General features: G+C 70.7%; 11 protein-coding genes and 1 pseudogene. 9 read left to right on the top strand and 3 right to left on the bottom strand.

Annotation, left to right across the window (positions count from 1 at the left end):
* The first annotated feature begins 92 nt into the window (after positions 1-92).
* The 3 genes from ilvA to ACTWQJ_RS13580 all read left to right on the top strand — a co-directional run bounded on the left by ilvA (position 93) and on the right by ACTWQJ_RS13580 (position 3371).
* Positions 93-1322 carry a threonine ammonia-lyase gene (gene ilvA, locus ACTWQJ_RS13590; protein ID WP_443306891.1) on the top strand — a complete coding sequence of 410 codons (1230 nt, stop codon included), beginning with the start codon at positions 93-95 and terminating at the stop codon, positions 1320-1322.
* Between the two features lie 178 nt (positions 1323-1500).
* A complete protein-coding gene (locus ACTWQJ_RS13585) occupies positions 1501-2529 on the top strand; it encodes an ATP-binding cassette domain-containing protein (protein WP_443306890.1) in 1029 nt (342 codons plus the stop codon).
* Positions 2526-3371: an ABC transporter permease gene (locus tag ACTWQJ_RS13580; protein WP_443306889.1), complete on the top strand. Its 846-nt coding sequence runs from the start codon at positions 2526-2528 to the stop codon at positions 3369-3371. Before ACTWQJ_RS13585 ends, ACTWQJ_RS13580 begins: the two co-directional genes overlap by 4 nt.
* Positions 3372-3489: 118 nt before the next feature.
* On the opposite strand, the gene greA is transcribed toward ACTWQJ_RS13580, so the two are convergent.
* Both greA and ACTWQJ_RS13570 read right to left on the bottom strand, forming a co-directional pair.
* Positions 3490-3990, bottom strand: coding sequence for a transcription elongation factor GreA (gene greA, locus ACTWQJ_RS13575; protein WP_224734016.1), 501 nt, complete (start codon positions 3988-3990; stop codon positions 3490-3492).
* Between the two features lie 168 nt (positions 3991-4158).
* The gene (locus ACTWQJ_RS13570) at positions 4159-4557 is read right to left on the bottom strand and encodes a DUF4307 domain-containing protein (RefSeq protein ID WP_443306888.1); all 399 of its coding nucleotides are present in this window, start codon (positions 4555-4557) and stop codon (positions 4159-4161) included.
* Between the two features lie 170 nt (positions 4558-4727).
* Between ACTWQJ_RS13570 and mca the strand changes: the two genes are divergently transcribed.
* Both mca and ACTWQJ_RS13560 read left to right on the top strand, forming a co-directional pair.
* Complete coding sequence (gene mca / locus ACTWQJ_RS13565; RefSeq protein ID WP_443306902.1) at positions 4728-5588, top strand: mycothiol conjugate amidase Mca; 861 nt, start codon at positions 4728-4730, stop codon at positions 5586-5588.
* Positions 5581-5847 (top strand): hypothetical protein, encoded by a 267-nt coding sequence (locus tag ACTWQJ_RS13560; protein WP_443306887.1) that lies wholly within the window; start codon positions 5581-5583, stop codon positions 5845-5847. Before mca ends, ACTWQJ_RS13560 begins: the two co-directional genes overlap by 8 nt.
* A gap of 107 nt (positions 5848-5954) precedes the next feature.
* Here ACTWQJ_RS13560 and ACTWQJ_RS13555 read toward each other — a convergent pair whose 3' ends face one another.
* A complete protein-coding gene (locus ACTWQJ_RS13555) occupies positions 5955-9155 on the bottom strand; it encodes a tetratricopeptide repeat protein (protein ID WP_443306886.1) in 3201 nt (1066 codons plus the stop codon).
* Positions 9156-9335: 180 nt separating this feature from the next.
* Between ACTWQJ_RS13555 and ACTWQJ_RS13550 the strand changes: the two genes are divergently transcribed.
* The 4 genes and pseudogenes from ACTWQJ_RS13550 to ACTWQJ_RS13535 form a co-directional block, all read left to right on the top strand.
* On the top strand, positions 9336-11366 hold the full coding sequence (locus ACTWQJ_RS13550) for a thioredoxin domain-containing protein (protein ID WP_443306885.1): 2031 nt from the start codon (positions 9336-9338) through the stop codon (positions 11364-11366).
* Between the two features lie 180 nt (positions 11367-11546).
* On the top strand, positions 11547-12809 hold the full coding sequence (locus ACTWQJ_RS13545; RefSeq protein ID WP_443306884.1) for a glycosyltransferase: 1263 nt from the start codon (positions 11547-11549) through the stop codon (positions 12807-12809).
* Entirely contained in the window at positions 12806-14449 is a 1644-nt protein-coding gene (locus ACTWQJ_RS13540; protein ID WP_443306883.1) for an ArnT family glycosyltransferase, read from the top strand. Before ACTWQJ_RS13545 ends, ACTWQJ_RS13540 begins: the two co-directional genes overlap by 4 nt.
* A pseudogene (locus ACTWQJ_RS13535) lies at positions 14446-14640 on the top strand (glycosyltransferase family 2 protein); the annotation flags it as partial. The gene ACTWQJ_RS13540 and the pseudogene ACTWQJ_RS13535, both read left to right, overlap by 4 nt.

Genomic DNA, 14640 nt, shown 5'->3' with positions numbered 1-14640 from the left:
GATGGGAGGCGGGCCGTACCGGCGCTGCGCAAACCAGTCTCGGACGCTGGTCACTACGGCTGTTGCGGCAGGTGAACTGCGAGACTTGAGCCATGAACTACCGCAAGGCCGTCCCCTTGCCCCCGGTCACCCTCGACGACGTACGCGGCGCGCAGAAGATGCTCACCGGCGTCGCACGTGTCACCGCGATGGAGGGCAGCAGGTACCTGACCCAGCTGGTCGGCGCTCCCGTGCACCTCAAGTGCGAGAACCTCCAGCGGACCGGTTCGTTCAAGCTGCGCGGCGCCTACGTCCGGATCGCCGGTCTGCTGCCCGAGGAGCGGGCCGCCGGTGTGGTCGCCGCGAGCGCGGGCAACCACGCACAGGGCGTCGCCCTGGCGTCCTCGCTGCTCGGCGTGCACTCGACGGTGTTCATGCCGAAGGGCGCGCCGCTGCCGAAGATAAGTGCGACGCGTGACTACGGCGCCGAGGTGCGTCTGCACGGTCACGTGGTCGACGAGACCCTGGCCGCCGCGCAGGAGTACGCCGCCGAGACGGGCGCGGTGTTCATCCATCCCTTCGACCACCCGGACGTCATCGCGGGCCAGGGCACGGTCGGCCTGGAGATCCTGGAGCAGTGCCCGGAGGTGCGCACGATCGTCGTCGGTATCGGCGGCGGCGGTCTCGCGGCGGGGATCGCGGTCGCGGTGAAGGCCCTGCGGCCCGATGTGCGGATCGTCGGTGTGCAGGCGGCGGGTTCGGCGGCGTATCCGCCCTCTCTGGCGGCGGGGCGTCCGGTGTCGATCGAGAACCCGGCGACGATGGCCGACGGCATCAAGGTCGGCCGGCCCGGTGACGTACCGTTCGCGATCGTCGGTGATCTGGTGGACGAGGTGCGCACAGTCAGCGAGGACGAGCTGTCCGCCGCGCTGCTGCTGTGTCTGGAGCGGGCCAAGCTGGTCGTCGAGCCGGCCGGGGCCAGCCCGGTCGCGGCGCTGCTGAGCGATCCGGGCGCGTTCGAGGGGCCGGTCGTTGCGGTGCTGTCCGGCGGCAACGTCGACCCGGTGCTGATGCAGCGCGTTCTGCGGCACGGCATGGCGGCGCAGGGCCGCTACCTGGCCGTTCGGCTGCGGCTGACGGACCGGCCGGGCGCCCTCGCGACGCTTCTCGGGGTGTTGTCAGTGGTCGACGCTAACGTCCTCGATGTGAGCCACGTGCGGACCGACCCACGGCTCGGGCTCACGGAGGCGGAGGTCGAGCTGCACCTGGAGACGAAGGGCCCGGCCCACTGCGCCGAGGTCGGCGATGCCCTGCGACAGGCGGGGTACATCGTCATCGACTGAGGCGCCGGGGTCGTAGGACCGGTAAAGGCCGAGGTCATGGGCTCTTTGTCACTCGATCGGGTAAGCCCGTTGTGAGACGCGATACATCGCGTTATGGTGTGTCTCGTGCCACTCCTCAGGCAGAACCGAACCCACCAACCCACGCTTCTCGAAGCGACCCGACGACGTGGAGACTCATATGCCAGGTGCCATCTATGCCGAAGGCCTGGTCAAAACCTTCGGTGACGTAAGGGCTCTGGACGGCGTCGACCTCGATGTCCCCGAGGGCACGGTCCTCGGCCTGCTCGGGCCCAACGGGGCGGGCAAGACGACGGCCGTCCGCTGCCTGACGACCCTGCTGCGCCCCGACAGGGGCCGGGTCGTCGTCGCGGGCATCGACGTGCTCGCCCACCCCGACCAGGTCCGGCGCTCCATCGGTCTGTCCGGCCAGTTCGCCGCGGTCGACGAATACCTGACCGGCCGGGAGAACCTCCAGATGGTCGGCCAGCTCTACCAGATGTCGGCGAAGGCCGCCAAGGCCCGCGCCGGTGAGCTGCTCGACCAGTTCAACCTCGCGGACGCCGCCGACCGGCCCGCCAAGACCTACTCCGGAGGCATGCGCCGCCGGCTCGACCTTGCCGCGGCCCTGGTCGTCTCCCCGCCCGTGATGTTCATGGACGAGCCGACGACCGGCCTCGACCCGCGCAACCGCCAGCAGCTGTGGGAGGTCATCAAGCAGTTGGTCTCCGGCGGCACGACCCTGCTGCTGACCACGCAGTACCTGGAAGAGGCCGACCACCTCGCGCACGACATAGCGGTGGTCGACCACGGCCGCGTCATCGCCCGCGGCACCTCCGACCAGCTCAAGGCCCGCACCGGAGGCGAGCGCGTCGAGGTCGTGGTGCACGAGCGCGAGCACATGGCGACCGCCGCCGAGGTGCTGCGCGGCTTCGGCAAGGGCGACACCACCGTCGAGGAGCACACCCGCAAGCTCACGGTGCCCGTCACCGGCGGCGCCAAGCTCCTCGCCGAGGTGATCCGCGAGCTGGACACCCGCGGCATCGAGATCGACGACATCGGCCTGCGCCGCCCGACCCTCGACGATGTGTTCCTGTCGCTGACGGGCCATGTGGCGGAGGTCGGCGACGAAGAGGACGGCGCCGACGGCGCGAGCGGTACGCCCGCCGACGCCAGGGGCCGCAAGCGCAAGAAGGAGACCCTCAAGTGAGCGCCGTGACCGACGCCGTACCGCGGCCCGCCCGCCCGAACCCGATCGGCCAGTCCGTCCGGGACTCGCTGGTCGTCGCCAAGCGCAATCTGATCCGTATGTCCCGGATCCCCGAAATGATTATTTTTGGGCTGATCCAGCCAATCATGTTCGTGGTGCTGTTCAGCTATGTGTTCGGCGGATCCATGACCATCGGCGGCACCACGGACTCCGGTGTCTACCGCGAGTTCCTGATGGCGGGCATCTTCGCCCAGACCGTCACCTTCGCCACCGCGGGCGCCGGTGCCGGCATCGCCGAGGACATGCACAAGGGGCTGATCGACCGCTTCCGTTCGCTGCCCATGGCGCGCGGCGCGGTGCTGACCGGCCGCACCCTTGCCGACCTGGTGCAGACGGCGCTCACCCTGCTGGTGCTCGCGATCGTGGCCGTCCTGGTCGGCTGGCGTACGCACACCAACGTCGGCGAGGTGCTCGGCGCCTTCGGGCTGCTGCTGCTGATGGGCTACGCGTTCACGTGGATCGGCGCGCTGATCGGCCTGTCCGTGCGGACACCCGAGGCGGCCACGTCCGGCGGGCTGATCTGGCTCTTCCCGGTCACCTTCGTCTCGAACGCGTTCGTGGACTCGGACCAGATGACGCCCTGGCTGCGGCACATCGCCGAGTGGAACCCGTTCAGCGCCACGGTCCAGGCCTGCCGAGAGCTCTTCGGCAACCCAGGTGTCTCCGCCTCGGGCGCCTGGCCGATGGAGCACCCGGTCTGGGCCTCACTGATCTACTCGGCCCTGATCATCGTCATATTCCGGACTCTGGCGGTACGGAAGTATCGCTCGGCGACGGCCTGAGAACCCGCGATGAGATCGGCACGAGGAGACTGACCTGGGCATGACGAAACCCCCGGCGTCGCGCGGACGCCGGGGGCCGTCAAGGGCGGGTCGGTCAGGCGCAGGGCACTGACCGGGTTCAGCCGCTGTACGGCTCGGCCTTCAGGATCTTCACCGAGGCCGTCTTGCCGTTCGGCAGCTCGTACTCCGCGTCCTCGCCGACCTTGTGGCCGATCACGCCGGCCCCCAGCGGCGACTGCGGGGAGTACGTCTCGATCTCGGCGCTGGCGTACTCGCGGGAGGCGAGCAGGAACGTCAGCGTGTCGTCCTCGTCACCGTCGAAGGCGATCGTCACGACCATGCCGGGCGCTACGGCACCGTCCGTCGAGGCCGGCGCCTCGCCGACCTTGGCGTTCTCCAGGAGCTGGGTCAGCTGGCGCACACGGAGCTCCTGCTTGCCCTGCTCCTCCTTGGCCGCGTGGTACCCGCCGTTCTCCCGCAGGTCGCCCTCCTCGCGCGCGGCCGCGATCTTGGCGGCGATCTCCGTGCGCGCAGGACCAGTAAGGTACTCAAGCTCGTCCTTGAGCTTGTTGTACGCCTCCTGGGTCAGCCAGGTGACGTTCTCGCTGGTCTGGGTCACAGGTGCTCCTCGTCGGTACTGGGAATACAAAGCATCGCCCTACCCAGAAGAATGTTCCTTCACGAGTGGGCGAAACCACGAGCCTAACAATTCAGTGGCGGAAGGGGGAGGACATAAGTCAACAAAATCGCGTCAACGCAGGTCAGCCGCTACGTGATACGGGTGACGTCAGTCGGCGTGGCAGCCCAGGAGCTCGGCCGTCGTGCCCGGTGACGTCGTACGGAGCGTGACGACCTCGGTGATGCGGGTGGCGTCCCCGTCGAAGCGGAAGTCGGCCCGGCCCACCTCGGCGCCGTTCTCCGCCTGGGAGCGCACCGTGCAGTAGCCGGAGGCGCCCGCGTCCTTCTCGACCGCCAGCCTCACCTCCACCGCATCGTCCGAGAGATCGAAACTGATCACTTCGGCGCTGATCTTGTTCTGGCCGATGTAGTGAAAGGCAAAATAGGCCATCACGGCGAGGAGCAGCGCCCCGAGGGCGGCGCCGGCGACCTTCAGTGTGCGGTCCGCGCGCTCGTCCGAGGAGCGGCCGTAACGGCCCTCGGGCAGTCGCGTGCTCGCCGTACTCATGATCGTCCTCTCGGCCGGGGCGGGACCGAGGTCCCGGACGGGGCTCCCGGGTTCGGGGCCCCGGAATTATTCGCCCCCCGATTCGGTCACTATAGAAGCCGCCGTTCGCACCCGGTCACACCGGGCGCCGACCAAACGAGGATTGAGTCTTGACTGACCAGTTGCGACTGATGGCCGTCCACGCGCACCCCGACGACGAGTCGAGCAAAGGCGCGGCCACCATGGCCAAGTACGTGTCCGAGGGGGTGGACGTGCTGGTGGTGACCTGCACGGGCGGGGAGCGCGGCTCCATCCTCAATCCGAAGCTGCAGGGCGACAAGTACATCGAGGAGAACATCCACGAGGTACGCAAGAAGGAGATGGACGAGGCCCGCGAGATCCTCGGCGTCAAGCAGGAGTGGCTCGGCTTCGTCGACTCCGGCCTGCCCGAGGGCGACCCGCTGCCGCCGCTGCCGGAGGGCTGCTTCGCCCTCGAGGACGTCGACAAGGCGGCCGGCGAGCTGGTGCGGAGCATCCGCTCCTTCCGTCCTCAGGTGATCACCACCTACGACGAGAACGGTGGTTACCCGCACCCCGACCACATCATGACCCACAAGATCACGATGGTGGCGTTCGAGGGCGCGGCGGACACCGAGAAGTACCCGGAGTCCGAGTTCGGCCCGGCGTACCAGCCGCTGAAGGTGTACTACAACCAGGGCTTCAACCGCCCGCGCACCGAGGCGCTGCACCAGGCGATGCTCGACCGGGGCCTGGAGTCCCCGTACGGGGAATGGCTCAAGCGCTGGGACGACTCGGGGCACAAGGACCGCACGCTGACCACGCACGTCCCGTGCGCGGACTTCTTCGAGATCCGCGACAAGGCGCTGATCGCGCACGCCACGCAGATCGACCCCGACGGGGGCTGGTTCCGGGTGCCGATGGAGCTTCAGAAGGAGGTCTGGCCGACCGAGGAGTACGAGCTCGCGAAGTCCCTCGTGGATACCTCCCTCCCCGAGGACGACCTCTTTGCAGGCATCCGCGACAATGCCTGACATGAGCGCAAGCGCGAGCCTGGCAATGACCCATCTCGTCACCCTCGCCAAGGAGGTCGACGAGGACAAGGTGACCCCCGGCGTCCTCGGCTTCATCGTCTTCGCGGTGATGGCCCTGGCCGTGTGGGGCCTGATGAAGTCCATGAACCGCCACATGGGCCGGGTCGACTTCGACGAGGCCCCCGACGGGGCGGGGGAGGCCTCCGGCAAGGGCGCCGCGGAGCAGGCGTCGGGGAAGGCCTCACCCGCGAAGGGCTGAGTCCCCCGACCGGGCACACCAGCCCGGCGGCACCGGCAGCGACCGGTCCCGCCGCGCTGGTGCCGGAGCAGGCGCCCGCAGGCCCGTTCCTCCTCCGTCCGGGACACTCACGGGGCCGCCACCACCCCCACCCCCATGACCTCCCGCGCATGCCGGCTCGGCACCATCCCCAGCCGCCAGGCCTGCCACCCCTCCTCCAGGCTCACACCGCGCTCCAGCAGCAGCTGATACGCCTCCACGTAGTCGTCCAGCTTCTCGTCCCGCGCCGGATGACCGGCCCGACCCAGCTGCGCCAGCTCCTCCTGCGCCACCGCCGTACCGACCTCCACCCCACCCGGAGCCGCATACGGCAGCAGCGTGCAGCGCAGGAAATGGGCCCAGTCCTCGCCCCGCCGGTCCCCGTACGACGCGAACAGCCCCACCGCCTCGTCGCACAGGGCCAGCGCCTGCGCCGTACGCGCGTTGCCCGCGTCCACGACGGCCAGCTCCAGACAGGTCCACGCCTCGCCGTGGGCGACGCCGATGCGCTGGAAGTCGGCGCGGGCGTCGACGAGCAGCTGCCTCGCGAACCCCGAGTTCCGCAGGGACCCGGTCTGGGCGGCACGCAGGTCGCGGGTCGCCCGGGCCGAGTGGTGGCGGGCGCAGGCCAGCCCGTACACGTCCCGCATCCGGGAGAACATCGTGCGTGAGCGCTCCAGGTCACGGACCGCCTGGTCGAGGTTGCCTGCCTCCTCCAGCGCCTGACCGAGGTAGTAGAGCGTCCAGGCCTCGCCGCGCGCGTCCTCGTTGTCGCGGTGCCGGGCCGCCGCCCGGCGCAGTTCCTCCACCCCCGTGAAGGCGTCGCCCGCGACCAGCCGGGCCCGGGCCAGCTGCGTCAGCGCCCACGCCTCGCCGCGGGCGTCGCGGGTCCGGCCGTACCGGTCGAGCGCCTCCCGCAGCTCGGCCTCCGCGCGCGGCACGTCGCCCAGGCGCAGATACAGCTGGCCGAGCTGGAAGTGGGCCCACGCCTCGCCGTGCAGGGACCCGCCGGCGCGGTGCAGTTCCAGGGAGCGGTTCAACAGGTCCAGGGCCTCGGCGAGGTGGGCGCGGTCGCGTTCCACGGCCGCCAGCGCGTGCATCGTCCAGGCCCGGTCGGTGGCCAGCTCGGGCGCGGCCTGCAGGTCCAGCGCCTCCCGCAGCCGGGCCGCCGCCTCGGTGAGGTTGCCCTGGTGGTGCAGGGTGATGCCGAGCGAGCACAGGGCACGGGCCGCGCCCGCGTCGTGCTGGGCCTCCCGGTACAGGTCGACGACCGAGGCGAGCGTCGTACGGGCCTTGTCCAGCTCGCCCAGCTGCCGGGCCGCGATACCCGTGCGCCACTGCACCGAGCGGATCAGCAGCCCCTGGTCCACGGCCTGGGCCAGTTCGTTGATCTCACCCAGACGGTAGAGGTCGCCGCGCAGCAGGCAGTAGTCGCACAGCGCGCCCAGCAGGTTCAGCACCGCCGCCTGGTTCACGCCCTCCGCGAACCGGAGCGTCGAGGTGATGAAGCTCGACTCGTCGTCCAGCCAGCGCAGCGCCTCGTCCAGGGACGTGAAGCCGTGCGGACCGAAGCGGTCCGAGCGGGTCGACATGTTGCCGTCCACCAGCCGCAGCACCGAGTCGGCGAGCTCGGCGTAGTTCACGATCAGCCGCTCCTGCGCCGCGGCCCGCTCGGCCGGCTCCTCCTCGTCCAGCAGCCGGGCGTGCGCGAAGACCCGCACGAGGTCGTGCAGGCGGTAGCGGCTGCCGCGCACGTGGTCGATCAGGCCCGCGCGGGAGAGGGCGACCAGGTGCCGGGTGGCCTCCGCCTCGTCCGTGGCCAGCAGCGCGGCGGCGGCGGCCGCGCCGAGCGAGGCACGGCCGGCCAGCGCCAGCCGCCGCAGCAGCCGCCGCGCCGGTTCCGCCTGGTCGGTGTAGCGCAGCCACAGCGCCCGCTCCACCGGCTCCACCGGCCCGTACGCCCCGAGGTCCGAGGCCAGCTGCCGGGGCGAGCGCGGGCCCAGCGAGGAACCGGCGACGCGCAGCGCCAACGGCAGTCCGCCGCACAACTCCCGCACTCGGTCGGCGGATTCGGCGTCGTACGGCCCCGAGGCGTCCTGCGCGGCCGCGCCCAGCAGCTCCTCCGTGCCCACCGAGTCCAGCGTCGTAACGGGCAGCTGGTGCACCCACGCCGGCAGGTCGCCGGGCAGGTCGAGCGGGGTCCGTGCGGTGACCAGGACCAGGCTGTCGGACCGCTCCGGGACCAGGGTGCGGACCTGCTCGGGGTCCGAGGCGTCGTCGAGGACGACCGCGACGGGCACGCCGGTCAGATGCTGGTGGTACAGCTCGCTCAGCCGCTTGACCTGCTGGTCGGCCGAGGAACGCTCCCGGAACAGCAGCTGCTCGCGCGGTGCGCCCAGCCGGTTCAGCAGGTGCAGCAGGGCCTCGCGGGTGGACAGCGGCGGCTCCTCCGGGCTGTCGCCGCGCAGATCCACCACGCACGCCCCGCGGAACTGGTCCTTCAGATCATGGGCGGCCCGCACCGCCAGCGTCGTACGGCCGCTGCCGGGCGCCCCGTGCAGGACGACCACCGTCGGCCGGGTCTGTGTGCTCGCCCGGGCGGCCTGCACCCACTGCCGGATCCGCGCCAGCTCCTGCCGCCGCCCCGCGAACGGGCCCACGGGCTCGGGCAGTTGACCGAACGACTGCTCCAGCACACTCCGCCCGCGCGCGGCCCCGCTCTTGTTGGCCCCCTTCAGCTGTGGCCCGCTCTTCTTCGGCCCCGTGGACGCGGCCAGCACCCGCTGCTGATCGAGGAACGGCCGGATCCCCCGCACGTCCAGCGCCGTCAGCCACTGCAGCCGCAACTGCTCCGGCCCGCCCGGCTGCCCCGCGGCACCGGCCCGGTGATGCGCGGCCGGCAGATGCGACCCGGCGACCTTCACCACCGTCGTCGCCGCGCCCACCACCCCGACGGTCACGCCCGCACCGACCGCGGTCCCCGTCCCCGTACCGAGCGCCAGATCGGCCACCGCAGCCGCCACAGCAGCCACACCCGCCACAAGCAGCGGCGTCCCGGCGCCCTCCCGCGCATACCGCTGCCCGAACGACAGCCGCCCGGCCTCCGTCTCGTCCAGCGCACGCGTATAGGCCTCGTACTCCTCGGCGGCCGCCTGCGCCATGGTGTCCAGCGCTCCGCGCGCCCGGGCCATGAGCACTTTGCCGTCGATACGGCCACCCGACCGCCGTACCTCCTCCTCCACCGCGCGCACCAACAGCCGCTCGGCCTCCGCCCGATGACTGTCCCGCATGTCCCGTCCCCCTCCGGCGACAACTGCTTTGCCTATGAGTGTCCTTGCGGGACGCCCCGAACGCGAGGGGGGCGACGATCACCGTCCACTTCGGTGACCTTTGCGGCCCCGGTGGAAACGACCGACCGGGCGGCGGAGCTTCGCCACGACCGGTCCGGTCCCGTGGGGCAGGATGGGGGTATGCCGAACCGACTGGCCCATGAGACGTCCCCCTACCTGCTCCAGCACGCCGACAACCCCGTCGACTGGTGGCCCTGGTCGGAGGAGGCGTTCGAGGAGGCGCGCAGGAGTGACAAACCCGTCCTGCTCAGCGTCGGATATTCGAGCTGCCACTGGTGCCATGTCATGGCGCACGAGTCCTTCGAGGACCAGGCGACCGCCGACTTCCAGAACGAGCACTTCGTCAACATCAAGGTCGACCGCGAGGAGCGCCCCGATGTCGACGCCGTCTACATGGAGGCCGTGCAGGCGGCCACCGGGCAGGGCGGCTGGCCCATGACGGTGTTCCTCACCCCGGACGCCGAGCCGTTCTACTTCGGGACGTACTTCCCGCCGGCGCCCCGGCACGGGATGCCCTCCTTCCGGCAGGTGCTGGAGGGTGTGAGCGTCGCGTGGCGGGACCGGCGGGAGGAGGTCACCGACGTCGCCGGGAAGATCGTGCGGGATCTCGCCGGGCGGGAGATCGGCTTCGGGGGGACCGAGGCGCCGGGGGAGCAGGAGCTGGCGCAGGCGCTGCTCGGGCTGACCCGGGAGTACGACCCGCAGCGCGGCGGGTTCGGTGGCGCGCCGAAGTTCCCGCCGTCCATGGTGATCGAGTTCCTGCTGCGGCATCACGCCCGGACCGGCGCCGAGGGCGCGCTGCAGATGGCGCAGGACACCTGTGAGCGGATGGCGCGGGGCGGGATCTACGACCAGCTCGGGGGCGGGTTCGCCCGGTACTCCGTCGACCGGGACTGGGTCGTGCCGCACTTCGAGAAGATGCTGTACGACAACGCCCTGCTGTGCCGGGTGTACGCGCACCTGTGGCGGGCCACCGGCTCCGAGCTCGCCCGCCGGGTCGCCCTGGAGACCGCCGATTTCATGGTGCGTGAACTGCGTACGGAGCAGGGCGGGTTCGCCTCCGCCCTCGACGCCGACAGCGACGACGGGACCGGTCGGCACGTCGAGGGGGCGTACTACGTCTGGACGCCCGAGCAGCTCCGTGACGTGCTGGGGGACGACGCCGAACTCGCCGCCCGCTGCTTCGGTGTGACCGAGGAGGGCACCTTCGAGGAGGGTGCCTCGGTCCTGCAACTCCCGCAGCAGGACGGCGTGTTCGACGCCGAGAAGGTCGAGTCCGTGAAGCAGCGGCTGCGGGCGGCCCGCGCCGAGCGGCCCGCTCCCGGACGGGACGACAAGATCGTCGCCGCCTGGAACGGCCTCGCGATCGCCGCGCTCGCCGAGACCGGCGCCTACTTCGACCGCCCCGACCTGGTGGACGCCGCCCTCGCCGCCGCCGATCTCCTCGTCCGCGTCCACCTCGACGACCACGCCCGCCTCGCCCGCACCAGCAAGGACGGCCGGGTCGGCGCCAACGCGGGCGTGCTGGAGGACTACGCCGATGTCGCCGAGGGCTTCCTGGCGCTGGCGTCCGTGACCGGGGAGGGCGTCTGGCTGGAGTTCGCGGGACTGCTGCTCGACCACGTCCTGGTCGGCTTCGTCGACGAGAAGTCGGGCGCCCTGTACGACACCGCCGCCGATGCCGAGCAGTTGATCCGCCGCCCGCAGGACCCGACCGACAACGCCGCCCCGTCCGGCTGGACCGCCGCCGCGGGTGCCCTGCTGAGCTATGCCGCCCAGACCGGCGCCGAACCCCATCGGACCGCCGCCGAGCGGGCGTTGGGCGTGGTGAAGGCGCTGGGTCCGCGCGTGCCCCGGTTCATCGGCTGGGGGCTCGCCGTCGCCGAGGCCAACCTCGACGGGCCCCGCGAGGTCGCGATCGTCGGGCCGAGCCTCGACGACCGGGCCACAAAGGCCTTGCACCGTACGGCACTTCTGGGCACCGCCCCCGGTGCGGTGGTCGCGTACGGCGTGCCGGGGAGCGAGGAGTTCCCGCTGTTGGCCGACCGGCCGCTGGTCGGCGGTGAACCGAGCGCGTACGTCTGCCGTAACTTCACCTGTGACGCCCCGACGACCGACCCGGAGCGGCTGCGCGCGGCGCTGAGCGGCTGATCCGGGCGGCGCAATTGGGCATGTGTGCGGACACGTCCCGCTAGCCGCCCACCAGTACGAAACACGCTATTTATCGGAACAGCCCCCGAGCTTCACAGTTCCCCCCTACTCTCTCCACAGTGCCGAGACGGCGGTGACTCACCGTCTCGGCAAGGGGGTTTGGGGATCTGGGGGGATCTGTTGCTGACGTCTGTCTTCATCGCTGCCGTTTCACTGGCCCTGTTCTGGATGGCGGCGTTCACCTTGTGGTGGCAGATGCACGCGTGGCGTACGCCCGAAGTGCTCGCGTCCACCCGCTTCAGCAGACCGGACGGCGGCGAGCACCTGTCGTTCTCGCTGTTGCTTCCGGCCCGGCACGAGCAGGCCGTGCTGGACCACACCATCCAGCGGCTGCTGGAGTCCACACACAACGACTTCGAGATCATCGTCATCGTCGGGCACGACGACCCGGAGACCACCGAGGTGGCCCGGCGGGCGGAGGCCCGCGACCCGCGCGTACGGGTCGTCGTCGACACCCATGAGAAGAAGAACAAGCCCAAGGCCATGAACACGGCGCTGCCGCACTGCCGCGGCGATGTCGTCGGGGTCTTCGACGCGGAGGACCAGGTCCATCCGGAACTGCTCGCCCATGTCGACCACGCGTTCCGGTCCACCGGCGCGGACGTCGTCCAGGGCGGTGTGCAGCTCATCAACTTCCACTCCAGCTGGTACAGCCTGCGCAACTGCCTGGAGTACTTCTTCTGGTTCCGCTCGCGGCTGCATCTGCACGCGCAGAAGGGCTTCATCCCGCTCGGCGGCAACACCGTCTTCGTGCGGACGACGGTGCTGCGCGAGGCCGACGGCTGGGACCCCAACTGCCTCGCCGAGGACTGCGATCTGGGCGTGCGCCTGTCCAGCGTCGGCAAGAAGGTCGTCGTCGCCTACGACTCCGACATGGTCACCCGCGAGGAGACCCCGGGCAGCCTGATGTCCCTGCTGAAGCAGCGCACCCGCTGGAACCAGGGTTTCCTCCAGGTCTACCGGAAGAAGGACTGGAAGCAGCTCCCGGGCTTCCGGCAGCGGCTGCTCGCCCGCTACACCCTCATGACGCCGTATCTGCAGGCGATCTCCGGCGTGATCATCCCGCTGAACGTGGCCATCGCGCTCTTCCTGGACGTCCCGGTCGGCGTCGCCTTCATCACCTTCCTGCCGGCGGTCACCGCGCTCGTCACCTTCGTTTTCGAGCTCGTCGGACTGCACGACTTCGGCAAGCAGTACGGGCTCCGGGTCCGCCTCGTGCACTACCTCAAGCTCATCGTCGGCGGCCCCTTCTACCAGGTGCTGCTCGCCGGGGCCGCGGTCCGCGCCGTATGGCGTGAGCAACGCGGCCGCAACGACTGGGAGTTGACCAGCCACGTCGGCGCACATCTCGCGCACGTGAACCGAGAGGACGTTCCTGCGTGACCTCCACACTTCCCGCGGCGACCGGAGTCAAGGTCCCCGCGCAGCGGACAGCTGCGCCCAGAACCGGTTCGACCGGTCGAACAACGCCGCCCAGGAGACTCCGTTCCTCCCGTCCCGACCTCATCCTGTGCGGTGTCCTCCTCGTGGCGATCCTCGTCGTGCAGGGCTGGAACATCGCCGACTACCCGACCTTCAGCGACGACGAGGGCACCTACCTCGCCCAGGCCTGGGCCGTACAGGAAGGCCGGGGTCTCGCCCACTACACGTACTGGTACGACCACCCGCCCTTCGGCTGGGTGCAGCTCGCCATCCTGACCTGGATCCCTGCGTACCTCGTGCCCGAGTCGATGACCGTCGGCTCGATGCGGGTCATGATGCTGCTGATCAGCGCGGTCAGCGCGGTCCTCGTCTACGTCCTCGGCCGCCGCCTCGCACTGCCCCGCTGGGCGGCCGGGCTCGGCATGGTGCTCTTCGGGCTCTCCCCGCTGTCGGTGGTCCTCCAGCGCGAGATCTTCCTCGACAACATCGCGGTGATGTGGACGCTGCTGGCCTTCTGCCTCGCGGCCTCCCCGAGCCGTCACCTCTGGCACCATTTCGGCGCGGGCATCGCGGCCGCCGCGGCCGTGCTCACCAAGGAGACGATGCTGCTCGTCCTGCCCGCCGTGATGGTCACCATGTGGCGGCACAGTCACCGCGACACCCGGAAGTTCGCGCTCACCGGGGCGATCACCGCGTGCTCGCTCATCGGCATCTCGTATCCCCTCTTCGCGCTGCTGAAGGGCGAGTTGCTGCCGGGCGACGGGCATGTCTCGCTGTGGGACGGCATCGTCTACCAGATGAGCCGCCCCGGCTCCGGCTTCATCCTCGAACCCGGCACCGGCTCCCACGGAGTGCTCCAGTCCTGGCTGTACTACGACCGTGTCCTGCCCCTCGGGGGACTCGCCGGCGCCCTGCTGCTCCTGCTCACCTGGCGCTGGTCGGTCACGGCACGGGCGCTCGCCGGGCCCGCGCTCGCCGTGGCTATCCTCGCGGGGATGGCCATGCGGCCGGGCTACCTGCCCGCCATGTACATCATCCAGGCGCTGCCGTTCCTCGCCCTCGTCCTGGCCGGCGGCACCGCCAGCGTGACCCACCTGGTGCTGCGCCGATGGCGCCGGGACGGCGAGAAGCGGTACGTCACCGGCGGTCGGTACGCGCTCGCGGCCGTCCTCGCACTCGCGGCCGGCGCCTACGTCGTCCCCCGCTGGTACGACGGCGACCGCACCGCCATGACCGCCGACGCCAACGCCCCCTACCAGGCCGCCTCCGATTGGCTGGCCACGAAGGTCGAGGACCCGAAGGGCACCCGGGTACTCGTCGACGACGCGCTCTGGCTGGACCTGGTGCACGAGGGGTACCAGCCGGGGCTCGGCGTCATCTGGTTCTACAAGGCCGATCTCGACCCCGCGGTGACGAAGACGATGCCGCGCGGCTGGCGGGACCTCGACTACGTCGTCGCCTCGCCGACGGTACGGCGGGACGCGGTCGATCTGCCCAACGTCGGGGCAGCGATGGAGAACTCGACGCCGGTCGCCGTCTTCGGCACCGGTGAGGACCGGATCGAGATCCGGCAGATCCAGACCGTGGGAGGCGCCCGATGAGCGGCCACGAGTCCACCGTCCCCGGCGAACTGGGCGACCCGGCCGCATACGCCGTGACCGCGAGTGAGCCGGAGGGGCGCGCCGGAGGCGAGAGGGCGAACGCGCGGAGGCTCGAAGGGCTGAGCACGATCGCCCCCTCGACACCGGCTGGAGCGCCCCGGAGGCGAATGAGCCACAACGACGTTCCAGAG

It is taken from the genome of Streptomyces sp. KR55 (assembly GCF_052245645.1).
In the GTDB taxonomy this organism is placed as follows: domain Bacteria; phylum Actinomycetota; class Actinomycetes; order Streptomycetales; family Streptomycetaceae; genus Streptomyces; species Streptomyces flavusporus.
This window is presented reverse-complemented; position numbering and strand designations above follow the sequence as displayed.